Raw genomic sequence first — 17,903 nt, forward strand, 5'->3', positions numbered from 1 at the left:
TGCTTTTGCTCGATCTGATTTTTTTAAAAAAGTTATTGACAATAAAAAAATAACCATGTTATTATAGAATATTTGATAATACACCTACATGTATGGTAATCTTAAGAAGGTACTTATATATGGAGGTGTATGTAATGTTTCAAATTGGCGATAACATTGTTTATCCAATGCACGGAGCAGGTATAATTGAAGCCATAGAAGAAAAAGAATTTTTAGAAGAAAAACAGCTGTATTATGTCATAAGAATGTCAATCAGTAACATGACAGTTATGATTCCAGCGCGTAAACTATTGAATTCAAGTATACGACCAGTTACTGATATACTTGCATTAAAACACATTATACACATTTTTCAGCATGGAGAATCAGATAGGTTGCTGCCTTGGAAACAAAGGTATCAAGTAAACACGAACAAAATAAAAACGGGTGATATACTAGAAGGCGCTGAAGTAGTACGTGATTTAATGCGTATGAAGAAAGAAAAAGCACTTAATACAAGCGAAAAAAAAATGCTGGATCATGCACATGAATTTTTGATTAGTGAACTGAAGTTAATGAAAGGAATCACTGAAAATCAAATCAAAAGTTTTTGTTAAGATTAATTATTGGTGATGTATTGTATTTCAAAAATATCCTGAATTTTTTGATAATATTATGATTAAAAGTAAAATAAATCATTTCAAATACATTCAACTTCTTTAACTTACTTTTAGAACAGTAACCTCTATGTTATTTCTGCATTCTATTCCATTTTTATTATTTACATTTCTTCTGCGAACATTTTAGAAAAAAACGAAATAGTCACTTGATTTTTCAATCCTGATTCACACTGGCACGGACAAGGAGCCGTAGAGATGGAAGAGAGGTAGGGCTTTCATTGTTTTAGGTATATTTAAGTGATGATTTCCAGCAAAAATCAATCCATTTCCCCTTACTCTTTAAGAATTTTTCATATTCACTGTGACAGTGAATCGTAAGTGTTCTAGCTACACGAGTTTGTACCATCTAAATATATGATCAACAATAAAAATAGCGAAATCTTTAAAATGAAACACATGCCAACGCAAGAATGAAGTAACGAGTGAAAGAAGCGAAAAAGGGTTACTTCTCTTGTGATAGCAGATGAATCAGCTGTTATTTTAACTAATCCGACTTTTTTGAATTTCGCACTTGTTTTTGCCTCTTCGTTAAACAGCCCGAACTATGGCTACTTAGTATTTGGAACAGGAAAAGTGGTTTACTGAACATGGTTTGGAGGACTTGTCTTGTATTTAAATTAAAGGCAGGTTAGTGAAAAAATAAAATACAGGAAAGAAATATAAATATTTTATATACTTTCCGCATATTGTCAATCCAATATGTTATACTGTAAACAAACCTTTGAAGCGTTAAATCTTTTTCTATTACCTTTTACCATCACCCTACTCGACCGTTGAGTAGGGTTTTTTATGTATTTTACAGAGAACATAAAAAAACAGACTCTATATAAAGAGCCTGTTTGTATAAACGATTGAAGACTAAGCTTTTTGAACGTTAGCAGCTTGAGCTCCACGAGTACCTTGCTCAACGTCAAACGTTACTTTTTGACCTTCGTCTAGAGATTTGAATCCTTCGCTTTGGATAGCAGAGAAGTGTACGAATACATCGTCTCCGTTCTCACGTTCGATGAAGCCAAAACCTTTTTCTGCATTAAACCATTTTACTGTACCTTGTTCCATTTTTATTGCCTCCTAGTGTGTTACCACACAATATATACTATCCTTGCCCATAGTATCATCAAGACGAAAAGTCGATATTCATACTATCCTTTACACCGAACAAAAATAATTCTTCTTTATCATAACATGAATCGGAAATAATTGCAAATTAAAATTATCATTTTATTCATAGCGTTATTTTTCAAACATTGTCTCTCGGTTCAGAAGCGGTAAGCACAAATAGAATCTAAATCTCCATTGAATTTAAAACATATCTACGAGATCCATTAACAACTATGATTTGAAAACACCGTGAAATGAATCGCGACTGTCTTCATACCTTTTTCATTGCTAAATAGTACTTCATTATTGTAACTGTTAAAGATTTCTTTAAAAAGCGCAGCTGTTTCTTGCTCAAGTCTCCGATTCTTTTAAAAGCAGTGCTGTTACTGCTAAAGCTTTGTTTCTTCAGATAGTTTCAAACGATCTCTCATGGTATTCCCCATTTGCCGAATTCCCAAAGCCTTTTTAATGAAGAAACAGCTCAATAGTAATCAGGTTTTTTAACTCTCTTTATTTTGACAGCCGCAAATAACATGTTCCCGGGTCTAAATAAACCGATTCTCATTGGGAAGCAGGACGAGAGTTTGGCCAGATAAAGAGCCGGGTATAATTTTCATACGCCGATTGTATCCTGGCTGTCCTGCTAAAAGGTTTATTTGAACTGGAAATTAGTTTTGTATTTCCAATAATTTCTCATATGAATGGGAAAGATACTTATTATCTGCGGTGTATGACGCCGGGACTTCAAAGATAATCGTTTACGATACTTAGAAGAACATCAGGGAAGGGGAAATTTTTAAAAAATGAATGAACAAAACCTAAGGACTTTGAGAAAACTGGTTACACCCTATGAAAAGTCTGATTTACAAAAAAGTATTTTTCAGATCATTAACACATTAGTACTATTTTTCCTGCTATGGTATTTGGCATATAAGAGCTTGACCATTTCTTATTTCCTTACATTAGCCATTTCTGTCGTTGCGGCAGGTTTTTTAGTAAGAACCTTCATCATCTTTCATGATTGCTGCCACTATTCCTTTTTTAAGAACAGAAAGGCGAATCGAATCCTTGGAACAATCACAGGAATTCTGACTCTGCATCCTTTTGATCATTGGGCACACGACCATTCGGTCCATCATGCGACAAGCAGCAACCTGGACAAACGAGGCACTGGCGATATTTGGGTGCTGACCGTCGAGGAATATAAGGAAGCCTCAACGAAGACAAAAATCATGTACCGTTTGTACAGAAATCCGTTTGTTATGTTTATTTTAGGGCCGATTTACGTATTCGGAATTACCAATCGCTTTAATCGTAAAAGAGCAAAACGCAAAGAACGAATGAATACGTATGTAACGAATCTAGGGATTGTCGCTTTAGCAGCACTTTTATGTTTGACTATCGGCTGGCAAAACTTCCTGCTGGTTCAGGTGCCAATTTTTATGATATCTGGCTCTCTTGGAATTTGGATATTTTATATTCAGCATACGTTTGAGGATTCTTATTTTGAAGAAGATGAGCATTGGGAATATGTAAAAGCAGCAGTTGAAGGAAGCTCTTTTTATAAACTTCCAAAAGTGATGCAATGGCTGACAGGCAATATCGGTTTCCATCATGTTCATCATTTAAGCCCGAGAGTCCCAAACTATAAGCTTGAAAAAGCACATAACAACACTGAACCATTGCAAAACGTGCCGACCATTACACTGGCAACAAGTCTTAAGTCGTTAAAGTTCCGCCTATGGGATGAAGAAGGCAAAAAATTTGTTGGTTTTAGCCACTTAAAAAAAGCTTCTAAAAGCCAAGTATCACCGCGGCTTGGAGCGGATTAAATAAATTCCCCTAACCGATGATAAGGGGCAGTGTATCTTGCAGAATAAAAGTGCAGTCTCGCGCAACGGTTTTGTGCAGAGGCCAGCACTTTTTTAGTGCCCAACACACTTACAGACTCCACAATATCGTATTCCGCCCAAAAAAATAATACCAAAGGTGGTTAAACCCTTGATATTATTGGGATGCGGCCGAGAGGACTTGAACCTCCATGGGTTATTAACCCACTAGGATCTCAATAAAGTGAAAGCTTATTATCAGTTACAAAAGCCCGTCATTTCAAGCATTTGAATTCATTTATTACATGTATTTTCATCGTTTTATATTCATTTTGGGCATAAAATGGGCACTGTTTTTAGGCTGTAAGCACACTGATTAATTCAAAGTTCGCATCCCAATCTAATGAAAGAAAGAGCAATGAATAGAAGCTGCAAACATAACTGCTCCAGTTCCATTCTTTAATTCTCGAATCTAAAGGTTTAATAAAAGTGGGCTTATATTTAGTTTTTTAATCTCTTTTCCATCTGTTCTGCCATTTGTTTCGAATTTGGATTTCCTTCATTTTGCAATTGATCAATGATATTCATATAATCCATTTCACTTCGGTTCTGACTTAATTTATATGCAGCCTGAATGTCATCCACCTTAATCTTAAAACCGACAATCGCTTTCAGTTGTCTTTCTAAGAGTTCAGGGGAAAGTTTATCCCATAAAATTGGATTTTCTCGATGTTTTTCGTATTTTTCCATCATTGTTGTTAATTCTTCTATTAATTCATCTCTCTCTAAAATACTTGCTTGACCGTATATATGGACGGCTTGATAATTCCATGTCGGAACATCTTCATGCCCGTACCAAGAAGAAGAAATGTAAGCGTGTGTTCCCTGAAACATAACAAGCACATCTTCACAGGTTTCAAATGTTCTCCACTGACGATTTCCATAAGCGATATGCCCAGTGATATAGTAATCATCACCTTTTTTATTTAACCCCAAAGGCAAATGCGTGGCAATTGGTTTCCCTTGTTCTGTCGTGACGATCGTGCCAAAAGAGTTTTTTTGAACGAAATCCCAAATTTCATCAACATTTGAGACCTTAAAATATTTTGGAATATACATAATCATCCTCCTTCCAAAATTTATATAAGTGTTTTAGCCATTATAAAGTCCGTTTGTTTTTCATGCCCCATATAAAAAGAATGGGCTCCAGTTTGAACAAACCCCATTTTCTTATAAAAAGCAATAGCAATTTCGTTTTTTTCCCATACGCCCAGCCAGATTTTCTTTTTATTCAGTTCCTTCGCAATTTCCATAGCTTTATTTAACAGATATTTACCAAGTCCATGTTTTTGAAATTTGTTCTTGATATAAATCCTCTCGATTTCAAGTGATTCAACACCGATTTCTTCAGTCTGAGCATCATTGATATTGACCTTTAAATATCCAGCGACTTCATGATGAAAATATACAAAAAAGAAGCGCGAAGAAATATTGGACAATTCTTTTTTTAACTGTTTTAAGTTAAATGCCTTTTCCAGATAGGCATTCATATTTTCGGGCGAATTCTGATCCTTAAATGTCTCATTAAATGTTTCATAACTAATGTCTTGAAGTTTGCCCAAATCTTCAAGTGTGCACTTTTTTATATTGATAGTCATTTAAATATGTCACTCCTTTATAACATCACATCAATAATTTCTCTTGTTCCCTTTTTTTACAAAATCCCAATCTTTTTCTATATTTTTTCTTACTCTTTGAAGAAAATTGAAAATGGTCTCCGCTTCTCTTTCAGAAAATCCCTCTAAAGCGACACGATTCGAATGATCATTTTCTCTTTTTATAAAAGGAAATACCTCATTCCCCTTTTCCGTCGGAAAGAGTTTTTTTATTTTTTTGTTATGTTCATCATCTTTCTTTTCAATAAAGCCCTTCATTTCAAGTTTTTTTATTGCACGAGCTGCGGTTGTTCGGTCTACTTTAATCATCTCAGCTAACTTTTCTTGAATGATTCCCGGGTTTTCACATATTCGTACAAGGTACAAATACTGCCCTTTTGTCAGGTCATGTTCTTTAAATTCGATATTGCTTATAGAATCCAATGCTCGTGCAATCATTCCAATTTCACGAAGAATATCCTTCATCATTAAACTCCTTACGTATATGTTTTTGTTGTATTTGCAATAAAAATAACGTACATTAAATATAACTCATCTTTGTTGTATTTACAACAAAAAATAAAGATAAAGAGGTCGAGTAAAGTGAAATATGTTTTTTATGTATTAGGAATTTTAATCTTAACCCTTGGTATTTCTTTCACGATTCAATCAGATCTTGGAGCTTCCCCTTTTGACGCACTTTTGGTGGGACTGTCCATAAATGTGGGGCTTACTGTGGGAAGTTGGGAAGTCATCATAGCTCTTATATTAATATGTTGTAATTCATTTTTAAAAAGACAAAAACCTGAAATTTCGGGGTTGTTAACGGCCTTTATAACGGGTATGGGGATTGATATATGGCTTTTTTTATTGCATTTTTCTGTAACACCTGAAACTTTGCACAGCAAAATTGTTTGTTTTGCAATTGGCTTAGTTGTTATAGGATTGGGAACCGCAACATATTTACACACAAAATTCGCCCCGATTCCTGTTGACCGGCTAACATTAATCATAAAAGAATTAACGAAAACCAATATATTTTTTTCGAGAACATTCATTTACCTCGTCTTCTTGATAATGGCGTTTATTTTGAATGGACCAATTGGCGTTGGAACTATACTAACCGTTTGTTTAGGTGGGTTAATACTTAATTACTTCATGCCCTTTACTGAAAAAGTGTTGGATCCCATATTAACAAACTCCAGTACATCACCAAATGATGGACAAGATAAAAAGCATTCCATATAGAAGGTATTTTAAGTAAGTGGGCCGCAAGAGGTTAAAAACAAATGAATATGAAAAATACCAAGGTCGTCAAAACCCTTGGTATCATTGATGCGGCCGAGAGGACTTGAACCTCCACAGGGTTATTCACCCACTAGGCCCTCAATAAAGTGGATGCTTATCATAATTACAAAAAACTTTTATTTGAAGCACTGAAGTCATTCATTATATGGTTGTAAAGATAACACTATAGTCCCCTTCTTACTTCAACGCTTGTTATATTTAACTTCTTAATTAAGGGACATATTCTGTTTTTAGATTCGTTATGTCTTTTTCTGTTACGTAAAGAATGGAGATAAACCAATAGAATTAAGTGAGCTTTAAATGCTTCAAAAAGCTCTGATAACAAATCTCTTTATAATATTCATGTGAATTTATATCTTCACTCATTAGCCATTGAATGAGCAATCCATCTACAATAGATCGCATTGTTTTTGAAGCTTTATCAACATCTATACTTTGGTCAAATACGCCTGTTTCCTGTCCAAAAATAATAATGTTAGATGTGATGCCCCAGCATTGTTGATAAAAGCTATGGTTAATTTTCCTGTACGTTTCATTTCGGCTCGCCTGAGACAAGAAATCTAAATAAACCTTATAAAACTTTTCATTTCCCTCGGGAGAGACAAATATTGAATTTACATAAGCTTTCAACTTATCCAGTGGCGCAAATTCCGAATTCACTGCTTCTAATTCATGTTTATAAATTTTATTTGTAAGCCACTCAAGTAGTTGAGACAGGGTATCTTCCTTATTATCAAAGTAATAATGCACGACGCCCTTACTAACTCCTGCGTGATCTGCAATACTTTGTAGTGTAACTGAATTATAACCTTGTGTTGACACAGCTTGGAAAGCTGCCCTTAATATTTGATTCTTTCTTTCTTCTGCTTTTTTCTTCATAATAAACCTCCAGAAAGCTAAACCTTCAATTAGTATACAACAGTTCATGAAATCCACACAAAATTAATCTGACCAGACAAAATAGTTTGACCGGTCAGAATAATTGGGTATACTAAAAGTGGTTTCACATCAAGATAGCATATTGGAGGATTTATAAAATGAAAGACGAATTCAAGGCTCTAGTTGTAAACAAAGTTGATGATGAATTTTCAGTAAAAGTAAAGAATGTTTCTCCAGCGTTTTTACCAGAAAGTGATGTCCACATCCAAGTACACTACTCTGGGATTAACTACAAAGATGGACTTGCAGGGAACCCCAATGGGAAAATCGTAAGAAAATACCCATTTATACCGGGTATAGATTTAGCAGGTGTAGTCATTTCTTCTAATGATCCTCGCTTTCACGAGGGGGATAAGGTGATTGCCACAAGTTATGATATAGGTGTTTCTCATTTTGGCGGTTTTAGCGAATATGCAAGCCTCCCTGGAAACTGGATTGTACCTTTACCTGATAATTTAACCCTCAAAGAGGCGATGGTAGTAGGAACAGCTGGCTTCACAGCAGCTCTATCTATTCAACGTCTAGAAGAAAATAACCTATCTCCTGAAAAAGGAAAAGTTCTGGTAACAGGAGCAACAGGTGGCGTTGGTAGTTTTGCTGTTTCATTCCTTAACTCTCTAGGTTATCAAGTAGAAGCTAGTACAGGTAAAGAGTCAGAATATGATTACTTACGAAATCTTGGTGCTAGTACAATTATTTCACGGGATATGACCTATGGAGGGAAGGTTAAAGCCTTAGGATCACAAAAATGGGCGGCAGCTGTTGATCCTGTAGGCGGGGAACCTCTTGCCTCTATCTTAAGTCAAATTCAATATGGAGGTTCCGTTGCTGTGAGTGGATTAACAGCTGGAACAAAACTGCCAACTACTGTTTTTCCATTCATTTTAAGAGGCGTTAATTTACTTGGAATTGATTCTGTATATTGTCCAATGGAAACACGGTTAAAAACATGGGATCGTGTAGCAACAGATTTTAAACCATCTAATTTAGAGGAATTTATATCACAAGAAATTACTTTAGATCAACTTCCTAACGTTCTTCCTGAAATATTGGAAGGACAAGTAAGAGGGAGAACGGTTGTAAAAATAATTTGATTATTCATCAGTACTCATCCAGTGGCTAAGGTTAAAAATGTCTTAAAGGGATAGTAAAGAGATTTTTTCAACAGGAATTTCTTTACTTCTTATAACTCACTTTATGTTATTAGCAAAATACAAGGAGTGCCAGCAGTGCCCTCCCCACTCAGCTTACACAGTCGTAGTGGTATGAAAATGCTTATTCATTTAACCATTGTACAAATAAAAATGTGGTTCCTGCCCCGTAGTTTCGTATTGGGTAAACAAAGCTCAAACTCATTGTCTTTCCATGGGTCTGAGCCTTTACTTTATTTCTTCCTTAATAATTATTGTATGTCTACAGGATTAGATGATAAAGAGGAAATTGTTTCTCTAGGTAAAGGGTACTTACTCCCAAAAAGAATATCTTATAGGAGGTATATAGTTTGAGCGCCTATATCGTTCTTGCTTTAGCCATTCTTGCTGAAGTTTTTGGAAGTTCAATGATAAAACTATCAGATGGTTTTAAAAAATTATACCCTACTCTTGGCGTCTTGATTGGTATGGGAGCAGGTTTTTACGGTATTGCAACAGCCATTAAAACAATTCCTCTGGGGACAGCTTATGCCATTTGGTCTGGTGCAGGCACTGCACTTACGGCAGTTGTAGGCGTATTGTTTTATAAAGAGAAACTAGATTTAAAAAAAGTGTTGGGAATTGCGGTTATTATCATTGGTGTGGTGGTAATGAGATTAGCAACTAATTAATCTAGGGAGGAGATTAAAATGCCCCAGGGTTATTTTTTTTTAATGTTAACCATTTTATTTGAGCTTTTAGGAACGAACATGCTTAAGCTCTCTAATGGTTTCACCAATTTGTTTCCTTCTATAGGTGTTGTGGTTGCAATGGGACTGTCTTTCTATTTCCTATCCTTATCCTTAATGAAATTACCCTTGGGTGTAGCTTATGCGATATGGTCTGGAGTCGGCACAGCTCTTACAGCATTAATAGGAATTGTTTTATGGAAGGAGGAGTTCAGCCTCATAAAAGGCATAGGACTTACACTCATCATTGGTGGAGTTATTATCCTCAATATGCCAAAAGAAGAAAAAAAGCAAAGTTGTTAATGTATAAATTCCATGCAACAAAATGGAGTGGATTCTAAAAGATTTCCACTCCTTTTTAATGCTTATAATTTATTTAATGTGAACCCAGAAATTATGTATTATAGACACATTCGAAAACTGTGAGTATACACAACAAAACCTTACGAGATTCCCTGCCGCCCATTTAATAAACCAAGGTGAAGACTGACAATAAAGGGCCGTCTAGGTCACATTTAGTAAGAACAACGATTGCGTATATGGCAAACATCAAAAGGAAAATGGCGTTATTAGCACACTTTCTTCAAAGACATAAAAATACTAAAGGTCTACAACCATCGGTATCATCGATGCGGCCGAGAGGACTTGAACCTCCACGGGTTTTTCACCCACTAGGCCCACAATAAAGTGAATCTGTGTTCTCTATTATAAAACCTTTATATATCAGTGTTTGTTTATTTTGATTATGCGCACTTATACTTGTTAATTCATATTCAGGAGTAAAAATGGAGTAGCCCCCCGATTAAAGTAATGGTTGCTTTTATCTATTATCGTTTATAATGTCTTTTAACTCCTCGACTGTGAAAGCTGGTTTCTTCTTATGCAACATAGCATGACAATTTGGACAAACTGGTCGTAAATCGTTGATCGGGTCAATTTCGTACTCCTTGCCTATCTGATTTAACTCAATTATATGATGTACGTGTATAAAGCCTTTACCCAATTCTCCGAATATCTTTTCAAAATCACACCCACAAATGACACAACTAAAACCATAACGCTCTAAACACTTTTTCCTTGCCATGGGATTTCTCTCATAGACGTTGACTGAGACCTTTTTTGTGGCTCCTTCTATATACCTTGTTGGGTTATCAATTTCTTCAGCCATTTGATTATGTCGGATTTCTTTTTCATCATTAAATTCCCAAATAATTTTGACTGGCTTAGTGTCATGAAATCCTTTTACTCTGGCATTTCCTTAGTAAGTAAAGAGGGGATTATTACTATCTTCACGTGTGAAAATATAAATATTACCTTTGGGTTTTAACATAGACTGAATAGAAGCATTTTGTAATGAGTGACTATTCTTACCAAACCATTGAAGGTCATCTCCGATAAATTTATTATCGTAATCATGCCCCGTTCTTCCGGCTGAACTTATATTAACAAAGACAAATACGTCATTATTAAATGAAGTATACCCCGTGTTCCAATTCCCGCCCTGTTTACCTTCTGGTACGTTAAAAATCTTGTATATATCTTTTCTTGAGTATTGTTCTCCAATTTTCAAAGGATGTGCATCAGTGTTATGAATCAATGAAGTTATTTTTGTAAATGTTTTTGGATTTAACGGCATTGATGAGGCTTGAAACCCTTTTATTAAGTATTTATCATATTCATCATTTTCAAAATCTAGATCCTCAAGTAAGATTGGTGAATTCAGCAAATTCTTTATGTATCTAACTGGTACTCGGTAATTGAAATGATCATTTTCTTCATAATAATAATTTTCATCCTTATCAGATGAGTAGACGGGTTTTCCCGTTATTTCTACTACCGCATAAATACCTCGATTTAATTTTGGTTTACCATTTAACATTTCTTTATTCCGGTTATCATGTCCAACTCTAATAATCCCTTGTTGACCTTCATTAAACCACTCTTTTTGCCAACTTGTAATGGAAAATGTATCTTCTATTTGGTTTGAACTCAAAAAATCATCAATAGCCCAAACCTTTGGGTTACAGAAAAATGTCCAGAACCCTGTCGGTTTAAGGGCTTGTTTTTCTTTTATGTTTAGTCCAACTGATTTCCCTAAACTCACTTTTAGTTCCCCCATATTCTCTATCTCTTTTTATTATACAGTCTTCCTAACACTATCATCGGAATTTACTTAAATGTTTTTGATTTTGTTTCAAAAATGAAAGACAAATATATTTTGAATATAAACAACATTACTTCTTTAACATTCATTATGCTCAAGTGAGCTAAAATTCGTCACCTCTCCTTAAACATTTTTTTGAAACCTTCATATCTATCCTATGGTAATATTTAGATATAAAATCGTTGAAAGGATTGGACAATGAAGGTATTTGAAGCTAAGTCTTTGTTATCTGAAGCTGAAAACCGAGCAAAAGATTATAAAGAATTGAAAAATCAAATGATTAAGCTAAGAAAAGCATTTAAGGCTGTTGCTGATCTGGATGACAGTGAGTTCTCTGGCAAGGGAGCAAACAATATCAAAGCATTTTATCACGATCATGTGGGTGTCACTGATCAATGGATTGATTTAATTGAAATGAAGATCGCTTTCCTTACTAGTATCTCAAGTGTTTTAGAAGATGCCAGCTTATCTGATGCATATATCGAGGAATCCTTCTTAGAACATGAATTAGCAAACGCATATAAAAAATCAAAATCAATTATGTCTGAGCAGAAGAAAGCAATGAAAGATATTCTGAATGACATCGATGACATTCTTCCACTTGATTTATTTTCAACTGAGACTTTTAAGGATGAGCTCTCTTCTGCCGAAAACAAACGGAAAAAGACTGTTGATAAAATAGGCGATGTGGACGAAAACTTAAAAACTGAATATGCAATAACTGAACCTAACGAACAATTCATTAAAGCAGACTTTCAAAAGTTACAGGAATCAACAGGCAAAGGCAAAAATGCTACACCCCTTCACTATAATGCCAAGGCATACCGTGAGAGCGATATACATAAGAAAAAAAGCAATATCGAGAAGCAATCTGAAGCTTATTTAAAGATCAAAAAAGAGGAAGCCAAAAAACGAGAAATAAAAGATTTGAAAAAACAGCTTGTAAAGGTAACAGATCCAGACGAGTATTTAAAAATTGCGAAGAAAATAGGATACGAGAATTTGGAACCTGACCAGCAAGTTTATTTCCGTCAGCTCGAAGAACTCCAACAAAAAGCTGAAATTGGAAAAGGTATTGCAGTGGGAATGTATGAAGCAGGTAAAGATACAGTGATGGGTCTCTATCAACTTGCAAGACACCCGATTGAATCGCTTTCTGGAACTGTGAACGCAGCCTTACATCCAATCGATACTTATAAGATCATAGCAAAAGACATAGAAGACACATTTCAACGTGATATGATTAATGGAGACAGCTACAGCAGAGCAAAATGGGTTTCCTATGTAGGCAGTACGGTTGTTCTTGCAATAGTTGGTCCGAAGGGTATCGATAAAGTATCCAAAGTTGCAAAAGCCGGTTCAAAAGTTGCTGCAATTAAGACGCTCGAAGTTTCAAAAGCAGGAATAAAAAAAGGGATTGAATACGTTAAAATTCCAAATGTTTTTGAACAACAGTATGCAATGGCTGGTGGTTCAGGAACTTTTCCTTTTAACGTGATTGATGGAGAGAATTATAAAAACTCTGCACTTGAAATATTCAAGACCTCGTCTACTGTACAAGGATTAAAGAAGGCTAAGCCGCATGAAGTTGTAAACGAATTAAAAACTTTTCAAAGCAGAAAATACATTTTTGGAGGACAATCATTCCTCATAGACAAACGAGGAATGAAGCATATTTTAGAGCGCCATCATCCTAATTTATGGGATGGTTCAGTTAAAGCTCAACAATCTTTTTTCAATAAAGAGATGACTGTTAACGATGTTGCAGATGCGATAGAATCAATTATGAAACAAAACCGTGAAGAGTTAACGAAAAAAGGAACTAAATTTAGTTATCAAATTAGAGGAATATATGAGGGTCAACAATATGTTGTTGGCTTTCAAAAAGGAAGAGTAGGACAATTCTATCCGGAAAAATAGGAGAGGTAAAATGTTTTATATTCAATCATTAATTCTTAGGCCAAATAAGAAGATAAACAATCTTTCAATCTTAAAAAATAATATTGACGATTACTTTGTTCCACTTAGCAATATAGAGGGACTAAAGAACATAAAACCACAGTTAGACTCTTACTATTTATCTGGGGCGATTATTTTAAAATATGGTGAACAAGATTTGCTTGATGTCACTATGTGGGACTTGGTTGACCAATTGTGGGCTTATTTTTTAAATCTAATCGAAGAAGCTATTGAAACAGGAAAAAGCGAAACTTATTTTCCAGATCAACCCCTTCTATTGAAAATGAAATCAATATCGAATGATATGTTGTTATTTGAAATTGAAAAACAAAAAGTATTACTACCGAAACTTGATTTTTTTGAATCACTCTTAAAGAATGCGAGAAGTTTCTTTGAAACTATGAATTTTGTTTTAGAAGAAAACTGTGATTATGAGTATGAACTTAATAAGATCGATGAATTGCAAACCCAAATCAAATGTATGTGAGGTTAAATGTGAATTACTCTAGAGTGAAAAAATTCTTTGATGAGAATAAAAAATATTCAATTCTTACTGAAGGCGTCATCGATAAACAAATGAAAGAGATAGAAAAGGATCTCAGAGTAACCCTTCCAGAGAGATAACAAGAAGTTATAACTCTCGTGCTTTAGAATTAGTTTTGGAGATGAGAGTTTTTTTATTACTTTCTTTTTTAATATTTCATTTTGGAGAGGAGAAATCAAATGAATCCTTTGTTGTTAGATGTTCCTTTACAATTAGAAACAGAAAGACTCATTCTTCGAGCACCACACCAAATAGGAGACGGGAAAATTGTAAATCAAGCAATTAGAGATTCCTTTGGTGAATTAAAAGCGTGGTTGCCATTTGCTCAAGAACTTCCAACTGTTGAAGAGACAGAGATCAATGTAAGAAATGCTCATATAGATTTTTTAAAGAGAGAGTTTTCGGTTTCTTATTTTTGATAGAGATTGCAATGACTTTATTGGAATAATTAGCCTTCAGAGAATTAACTGGACCATTCCTAAATGTGAAATTGGATACTGGATAAATTCTAAATTTAGCGGGAATGGATATATGACAGAAGCAGTAAAGAAATTAGCTGACTTTGGGTTAAACAATTTAAAATTTAGAAGAATTGAAATAAGGTGTGAATCAACAAATCTTAAAAGTCGTGCTATCCCAGAAAAACTGGGGTTTGTATTCGAAGGCACTTTAAGAAATGATGATTTATCCGCAGATGGCAGCAAGCTGACTGATACTTGTTTTTATTCCATAATAAAGTAACATAGCGAACATTTACACTTAAAGTAACGAGTGCGTTAGGGAACAAGAAGGTATATAACATATTTTATATACTAATATGTTATGGCCCTTTAATTATCTCGTGCCTAAATTCCAATAGCTGATAATATAACAATGCATTCTTGGTTTTCTTCCATGTTTTGCAATTCTTTCTCTACTTCTGTTTTTATAATCTCTGCTTTTTCTCATTTTTTATTGATGTATACCATTCATTTAATTTTTTCGTGACTAAGTCGTACGGAATTTTATCTTTATCTAAGAAAACACCCCGCAAGAAAATTCCCCTATCCTTACATAAATTGTACGAATATTTACATTAATTGTATTATGTCAGAACCCTCTTTATTTTACAAAGATGAATTGCAAAAAGGTACATAGTAACTACCTATTTGCGGTCACAGCAATTCTTTTGAGACTTGACATAAATTGATTAACTTTTGAAATCATTGGTAAAAATTTTTACAATTTTAACAAGAGTGCTATAATACGAGGAAAAATCTATTGAGGGAGCTAAAAATGGAAGAAAATATAATTCTCACTTGCCCACATTGTGGAACTAAGGCACCTATGAATTTATTAAACAGATATGAAAAAAATACATTTGTACCATTAACCTCTTATGAAGCCCAATTTAATGACATATTTGAAGTGTTCGAGTGTCCTGTTTGTTTTGAATTTCAACTGTATCATACTCATTGGAATACTGAAGAAGTATACTACGAGGGTGATGATATTTATAAAGATGGTCAAGTTTTGTTCCCATATAGTGAGCAGGTGAATTTAAACCTCTTACCTAAAAACATTAAATCTGCTTATGAGTCAGCTTTAAAAGTAAGGAAGATTGATGCTATGGTATGCCTAATGGCTCTTAGAAGAACTTTGGAAATGGTTTGTAAAAATAAAGGGGCTATCGGAAGAACACTTCATGCAAAACTTAACGACTTAGAAGAAAGGAACATTTTACCACCTTTAATGGGCGGTCTTTCTAAGATGATTAAAGAGGCAGGGAATGTAGCTGCTCATGGTGATGATATAGAATTTAATAGTACTATCGTTGAGCCTTTATTTAAATTCACAAATAAGATACTTGAATATGTTTACATTCTTCCTACTGAAATGGCCAGTGCTAGACGTCAAATGGAGATGGTGACAGGAAAAAAATTCACCGAAAAAAGAGCACCCCATCGAACACCTAGAATGAGAAAAATGAATCCAAGAGTAAAAAAAGAGGAGTAAACACACGTTTTACTCCTTTAACTTTGTCTCTTCACCTTTTGATTCTTCATAGTCTGGTGTTTTCTTTGATAAGCCTAGACGATCATTTTCACCATTCATTCGCATACCATCCATCTCTTGATACTTATCGCGGACTTTCTCATAATAGGTGTACGATGTCAGTTCACGAAAAGATCTTTCAGAAGGTAAAACGCAAATTGAATATATTTGCCTCCGTCACAAACTTTTATAAATACACTGTATCGTTTATATCAAGAATTGCACCGTGAGCGATTGGTGAGTGGGCTTTAACCACAGTATCTTGACTGTGTCTGTAATCAATTTCGAAGGAGAAAACATATTATATATGTCTATATGCTTTCTCCTTTATTTTAAGGGTTTTTATAATTTAGGTCTTGATAATTTAAACCTGTTTGTATTCTGTTTTTAAAACAATTAGAAACAATTATCAACAACGTCACCTAAACTAAAGAATTCTAGTACGGCTTTTTGAGTTTCACCTGGTAGTGCTTTAGTAGATACTTTTACGGCTTTTTTTATAGCATTTGTTCTAGAAAGTCCTAGGTTTCTTTGATGTTTATAAGCTGTGATAATTGTTTTTGTCATTGAATTTAGTCCGCCCATTAATTTTGCGGCTTTTTTAACTTTTAAGATCTTTGCCCAGGGGATAGCATTTACTGCTATAGCTTTAGCAGCACTAGAAATGCAACTCCATGTACTCAATACTATAAATGGTCCTATACTTTCCTGGACGGTTTTAACAGCAGTTAGGTTTTCTCCATCAGCAACAAATTCATAACCTTCAAATTCGTTACCTTTATGTACGTTTAACCATTCAACACCGGAGTTTATTCCTTGTACCGCAACATCCTCTGGCATTTGATCAATTAATTCTAATAGAGGTTCGAGAGTTCTTTTCATGTTTTGAGCTTCTACATTAACTTGCTCAGAAGAAACATCATTAGAATTTTCTTTTGCGTTAGCTATTGGTATTGTTATAGTAGTGAAAATTAGAGAGAAACAGATTACAATGACCAATTGTTTAATGCTTTTCTTCACGATAAAACTCCTTTACAATATTTTTATAGAATTATTTTGCAATGAAAATAATAACATATTTTTTAAAAAATAGGAGTGTGTTTATGAAAAAAAAAAGTTTATATTTTTTGATACTATTGATCGTTGCAGGCTCGTTTATTGTTAATATTTTTGTAGATAATGAATCTATTTTAACAATAGTTAATATTATTGGACTAATTGCAATTATTATTATGGGCATTGTTTTAAGAATTACTTTTGGTAACTCTTCTGAAAAGTAATCCTTTTTAAGATCAAATGAAAAAAGCATCCTCAATTTTACAAAGGTGAATTACAAAAAGATACATTGTATCTACTCTTAGCGGTTATATCAATACTTTTGCGACTTGACGCCAACATTACGGCAATTCTTTTGTAAACAGAAAAAGAGGAGTAAACACATGGTTTACTCCTCTAACTTAGTTTTTTTACCTTTGGCTTCTTCATAGTCAGGCGTTTTCTTTGATAAGCCAAGACGATCATTTTCACCATTTCCGGGCATGTCGCTCATTTCTATATACTCGTCTCCAAGTTTTTCATAGTATTTAAAAGTAGTTAATTCACGAGAAGAATCATCAGGCATATAAAATGCGAACTGAATATATTTTCCTCCATCGTAAACCCGAACTATAGAATTAGCCCTCGAAACATTTACTCTAGTATCATCGCCTTTATATTCTTTATATTGATTGGTTACATTATCAATCGTATCATCATATTTATTGCCGCCGCATGCAGTTAAAAAGAACATCATCATCAAACTAAGGAGAATAAAAAGGTTTTTCAAAATAAAC

General features: G+C 34.2%; 19 protein-coding genes and 3 pseudogenes. 11 read left to right on the top strand and 11 right to left on the bottom strand.

Annotated features, from left to right (window positions below):
* Positions 1-134 precede the first annotated feature (134 nt).
* Positions 135-596, top strand: a complete 462-nt coding sequence (locus tag ACY3LV_RS02825) for a CarD family transcriptional regulator (protein ID WP_148963073.1) — start codon at positions 135-137, stop codon at positions 594-596.
* Positions 597-1,517: 921 nt separating this feature from the next.
* Here the strand turns inward: ACY3LV_RS02825 and cspC are convergent.
* Positions 1,518-1,718 carry a cold shock protein CspC gene (gene cspC / locus ACY3LV_RS02830; RefSeq protein WP_148963072.1) on the bottom strand — a complete coding sequence of 67 codons (201 nt, stop codon included), beginning with the start codon at positions 1,716-1,718 and terminating at the stop codon, positions 1,518-1,520.
* An 845-nt stretch (positions 1,719-2,563) separates the two neighbouring features.
* Between cspC and desA the strand changes: the two genes are divergently transcribed.
* Positions 2,564-3,592, top strand: a complete 1,029-nt coding sequence (gene desA, locus ACY3LV_RS02835) for a Delta(5) desaturase DesA (protein ID WP_464863367.1) — start codon at positions 2,564-2,566, stop codon at positions 3,590-3,592.
* Positions 3,593-4,090: 498 nt separating this feature from the next.
* Here desA and ACY3LV_RS02840 read toward each other — a convergent pair whose 3' ends face one another.
* The 3 genes from ACY3LV_RS02840 to ACY3LV_RS02850 are packed head-to-tail and all read right to left on the bottom strand — an operon-like array spanning position 4,091 to position 5,730.
* On the bottom strand, positions 4,091-4,708 hold the full coding sequence (locus tag ACY3LV_RS02840; protein ID WP_253268842.1) for an FMN-binding negative transcriptional regulator: 618 nt from the start codon (positions 4,706-4,708) through the stop codon (positions 4,091-4,093).
* 20 nt (positions 4,709-4,728) lie between these two features.
* Positions 4,729-5,247, bottom strand: a complete 519-nt coding sequence (paiA, locus tag ACY3LV_RS02845) for a spermidine/spermine N(1)-acetyltransferase (RefSeq protein WP_333561155.1) — start codon at positions 5,245-5,247, stop codon at positions 4,729-4,731.
* 30 nt (positions 5,248-5,277) lie between these two features.
* Complete coding sequence (locus ACY3LV_RS02850) at positions 5,278-5,730, bottom strand: MarR family winged helix-turn-helix transcriptional regulator (protein ID WP_087993909.1); 453 nt, start codon at positions 5,728-5,730, stop codon at positions 5,278-5,280.
* Between the two features lie 117 nt (positions 5,731-5,847).
* Here ACY3LV_RS02850 and ACY3LV_RS02855 point away from each other — a divergent pair, with 117 nt between their 5' ends.
* The gene (locus ACY3LV_RS02855) at positions 5,848-6,492 is read left to right on the top strand and encodes a YitT family protein (RefSeq protein ID WP_333561156.1); all 645 of its coding nucleotides are present in this window, start codon (positions 5,848-5,850) and stop codon (positions 6,490-6,492) included.
* A 345-nt stretch (positions 6,493-6,837) separates the two neighbouring features.
* Here ACY3LV_RS02855 and ACY3LV_RS02860 read toward each other — a convergent pair whose 3' ends face one another.
* Complete coding sequence (locus tag ACY3LV_RS02860) at positions 6,838-7,431, bottom strand: TetR/AcrR family transcriptional regulator (protein WP_333561157.1); 594 nt, start codon at positions 7,429-7,431, stop codon at positions 6,838-6,840.
* A gap of 158 nt (positions 7,432-7,589) precedes the next feature.
* On the opposite strand from ACY3LV_RS02860, the gene ACY3LV_RS02865 reads away from it, so the two are divergent.
* From ACY3LV_RS02865 to ACY3LV_RS02875, 3 genes are all read left to right on the top strand, one after another.
* Positions 7,590-8,585, top strand: coding sequence for an acrylyl-CoA reductase family protein (locus tag ACY3LV_RS02865; RefSeq protein WP_333561158.1), 996 nt, complete (start codon positions 7,590-7,592; stop codon positions 8,583-8,585).
* Positions 8,586-8,992: 407 nt separating this feature from the next.
* Positions 8,993-9,313, top strand: a complete 321-nt coding sequence (locus ACY3LV_RS02870) for a multidrug efflux SMR transporter (protein WP_333561159.1) — start codon at positions 8,993-8,995, stop codon at positions 9,311-9,313.
* 18 nt (positions 9,314-9,331) lie between these two features.
* Entirely contained in the window at positions 9,332-9,673 is a 342-nt protein-coding gene (locus ACY3LV_RS02875) for a multidrug efflux SMR transporter (protein ID WP_333561160.1), read from the top strand.
* A gap of 517 nt (positions 9,674-10,190) precedes the next feature.
* Here ACY3LV_RS02875 and ACY3LV_RS02880 read toward each other — a convergent pair.
* A complete protein-coding gene (locus ACY3LV_RS02880) occupies positions 10,191-10,538 on the bottom strand; it encodes an HNH endonuclease (RefSeq protein WP_333561161.1) in 348 nt (115 codons plus the stop codon).
* 90 nt (positions 10,539-10,628) lie between these two features.
* Positions 10,629-11,489, bottom strand: coding sequence for a DUF3427 domain-containing protein (locus ACY3LV_RS02885; RefSeq protein WP_333561162.1), 861 nt, complete (start codon positions 11,487-11,489; stop codon positions 10,629-10,631).
* 243 nt (positions 11,490-11,732) lie between these two features.
* Between ACY3LV_RS02885 and ACY3LV_RS02890 the strand changes: the two genes are divergently transcribed.
* The 3 genes and pseudogenes from ACY3LV_RS02890 to ACY3LV_RS02900 all read left to right on the top strand — a co-directional run bounded on the left by ACY3LV_RS02890 (position 11,733) and on the right by ACY3LV_RS02900 (position 14,778).
* Positions 11,733-13,454 (top strand): T7SS effector LXG polymorphic toxin, encoded by a 1,722-nt coding sequence (locus ACY3LV_RS02890; RefSeq protein ID WP_464863368.1) that lies wholly within the window; start codon positions 11,733-11,735, stop codon positions 13,452-13,454.
* Positions 13,455-13,464: 10 nt separating this feature from the next.
* Positions 13,465-13,980, top strand: a complete 516-nt coding sequence (locus ACY3LV_RS02895) for a hypothetical protein (protein WP_333561163.1) — start codon at positions 13,465-13,467, stop codon at positions 13,978-13,980.
* A 236-nt stretch (positions 13,981-14,216) separates the two neighbouring features.
* A pseudogene (locus ACY3LV_RS02900) lies at positions 14,217-14,778 on the top strand (GNAT family N-acetyltransferase).
* Positions 14,779-14,869: 91 nt separating this feature from the next.
* Here the strand turns inward: ACY3LV_RS02900 and ACY3LV_RS02905 are convergent.
* Positions 14,870-15,070: pseudogene (locus ACY3LV_RS02905) on the bottom strand (response regulator aspartate phosphatase); the annotation flags it as partial.
* 242 nt (positions 15,071-15,312) lie between these two features.
* Here ACY3LV_RS02905 and ACY3LV_RS02910 point away from each other — a divergent pair.
* Positions 15,313-16,032, top strand: coding sequence for a DUF4145 domain-containing protein (locus ACY3LV_RS02910; RefSeq protein WP_333561164.1), 720 nt, complete (start codon positions 15,313-15,315; stop codon positions 16,030-16,032).
* Between the two features lie 9 nt (positions 16,033-16,041).
* On the opposite strand, the pseudogene ACY3LV_RS02915 reads toward ACY3LV_RS02910, so the two are convergent.
* A pseudogene (locus ACY3LV_RS02915) lies at positions 16,042-16,256 on the bottom strand (cystatin-like fold lipoprotein); the annotation flags it as partial.
* A 211-nt stretch (positions 16,257-16,467) separates the two neighbouring features.
* Entirely contained in the window at positions 16,468-17,091 is a 624-nt protein-coding gene (locus ACY3LV_RS02920) for a hypothetical protein (protein WP_333561165.1), read from the bottom strand.
* Positions 17,092-17,174: 83 nt separating this feature from the next.
* Between ACY3LV_RS02920 and ACY3LV_RS02925 the strand changes: the two genes are divergently transcribed.
* On the top strand, positions 17,175-17,351 hold the full coding sequence (locus ACY3LV_RS02925; protein ID WP_464863369.1) for a hypothetical protein: 177 nt from the start codon (positions 17,175-17,177) through the stop codon (positions 17,349-17,351).
* A 164-nt stretch (positions 17,352-17,515) separates the two neighbouring features.
* Here ACY3LV_RS02925 and ACY3LV_RS02930 read toward each other — a convergent pair whose 3' ends face one another.
* Positions 17,516-17,896 (bottom strand): cystatin-like fold lipoprotein, encoded by a 381-nt coding sequence (locus tag ACY3LV_RS02930; protein ID WP_333561341.1) that lies wholly within the window; start codon positions 17,894-17,896, stop codon positions 17,516-17,518.
* Positions 17,897-17,903 lie beyond the last annotated feature (7 nt).

Source organism: Bacillus sp. 11C, from assembly GCF_055486375.1.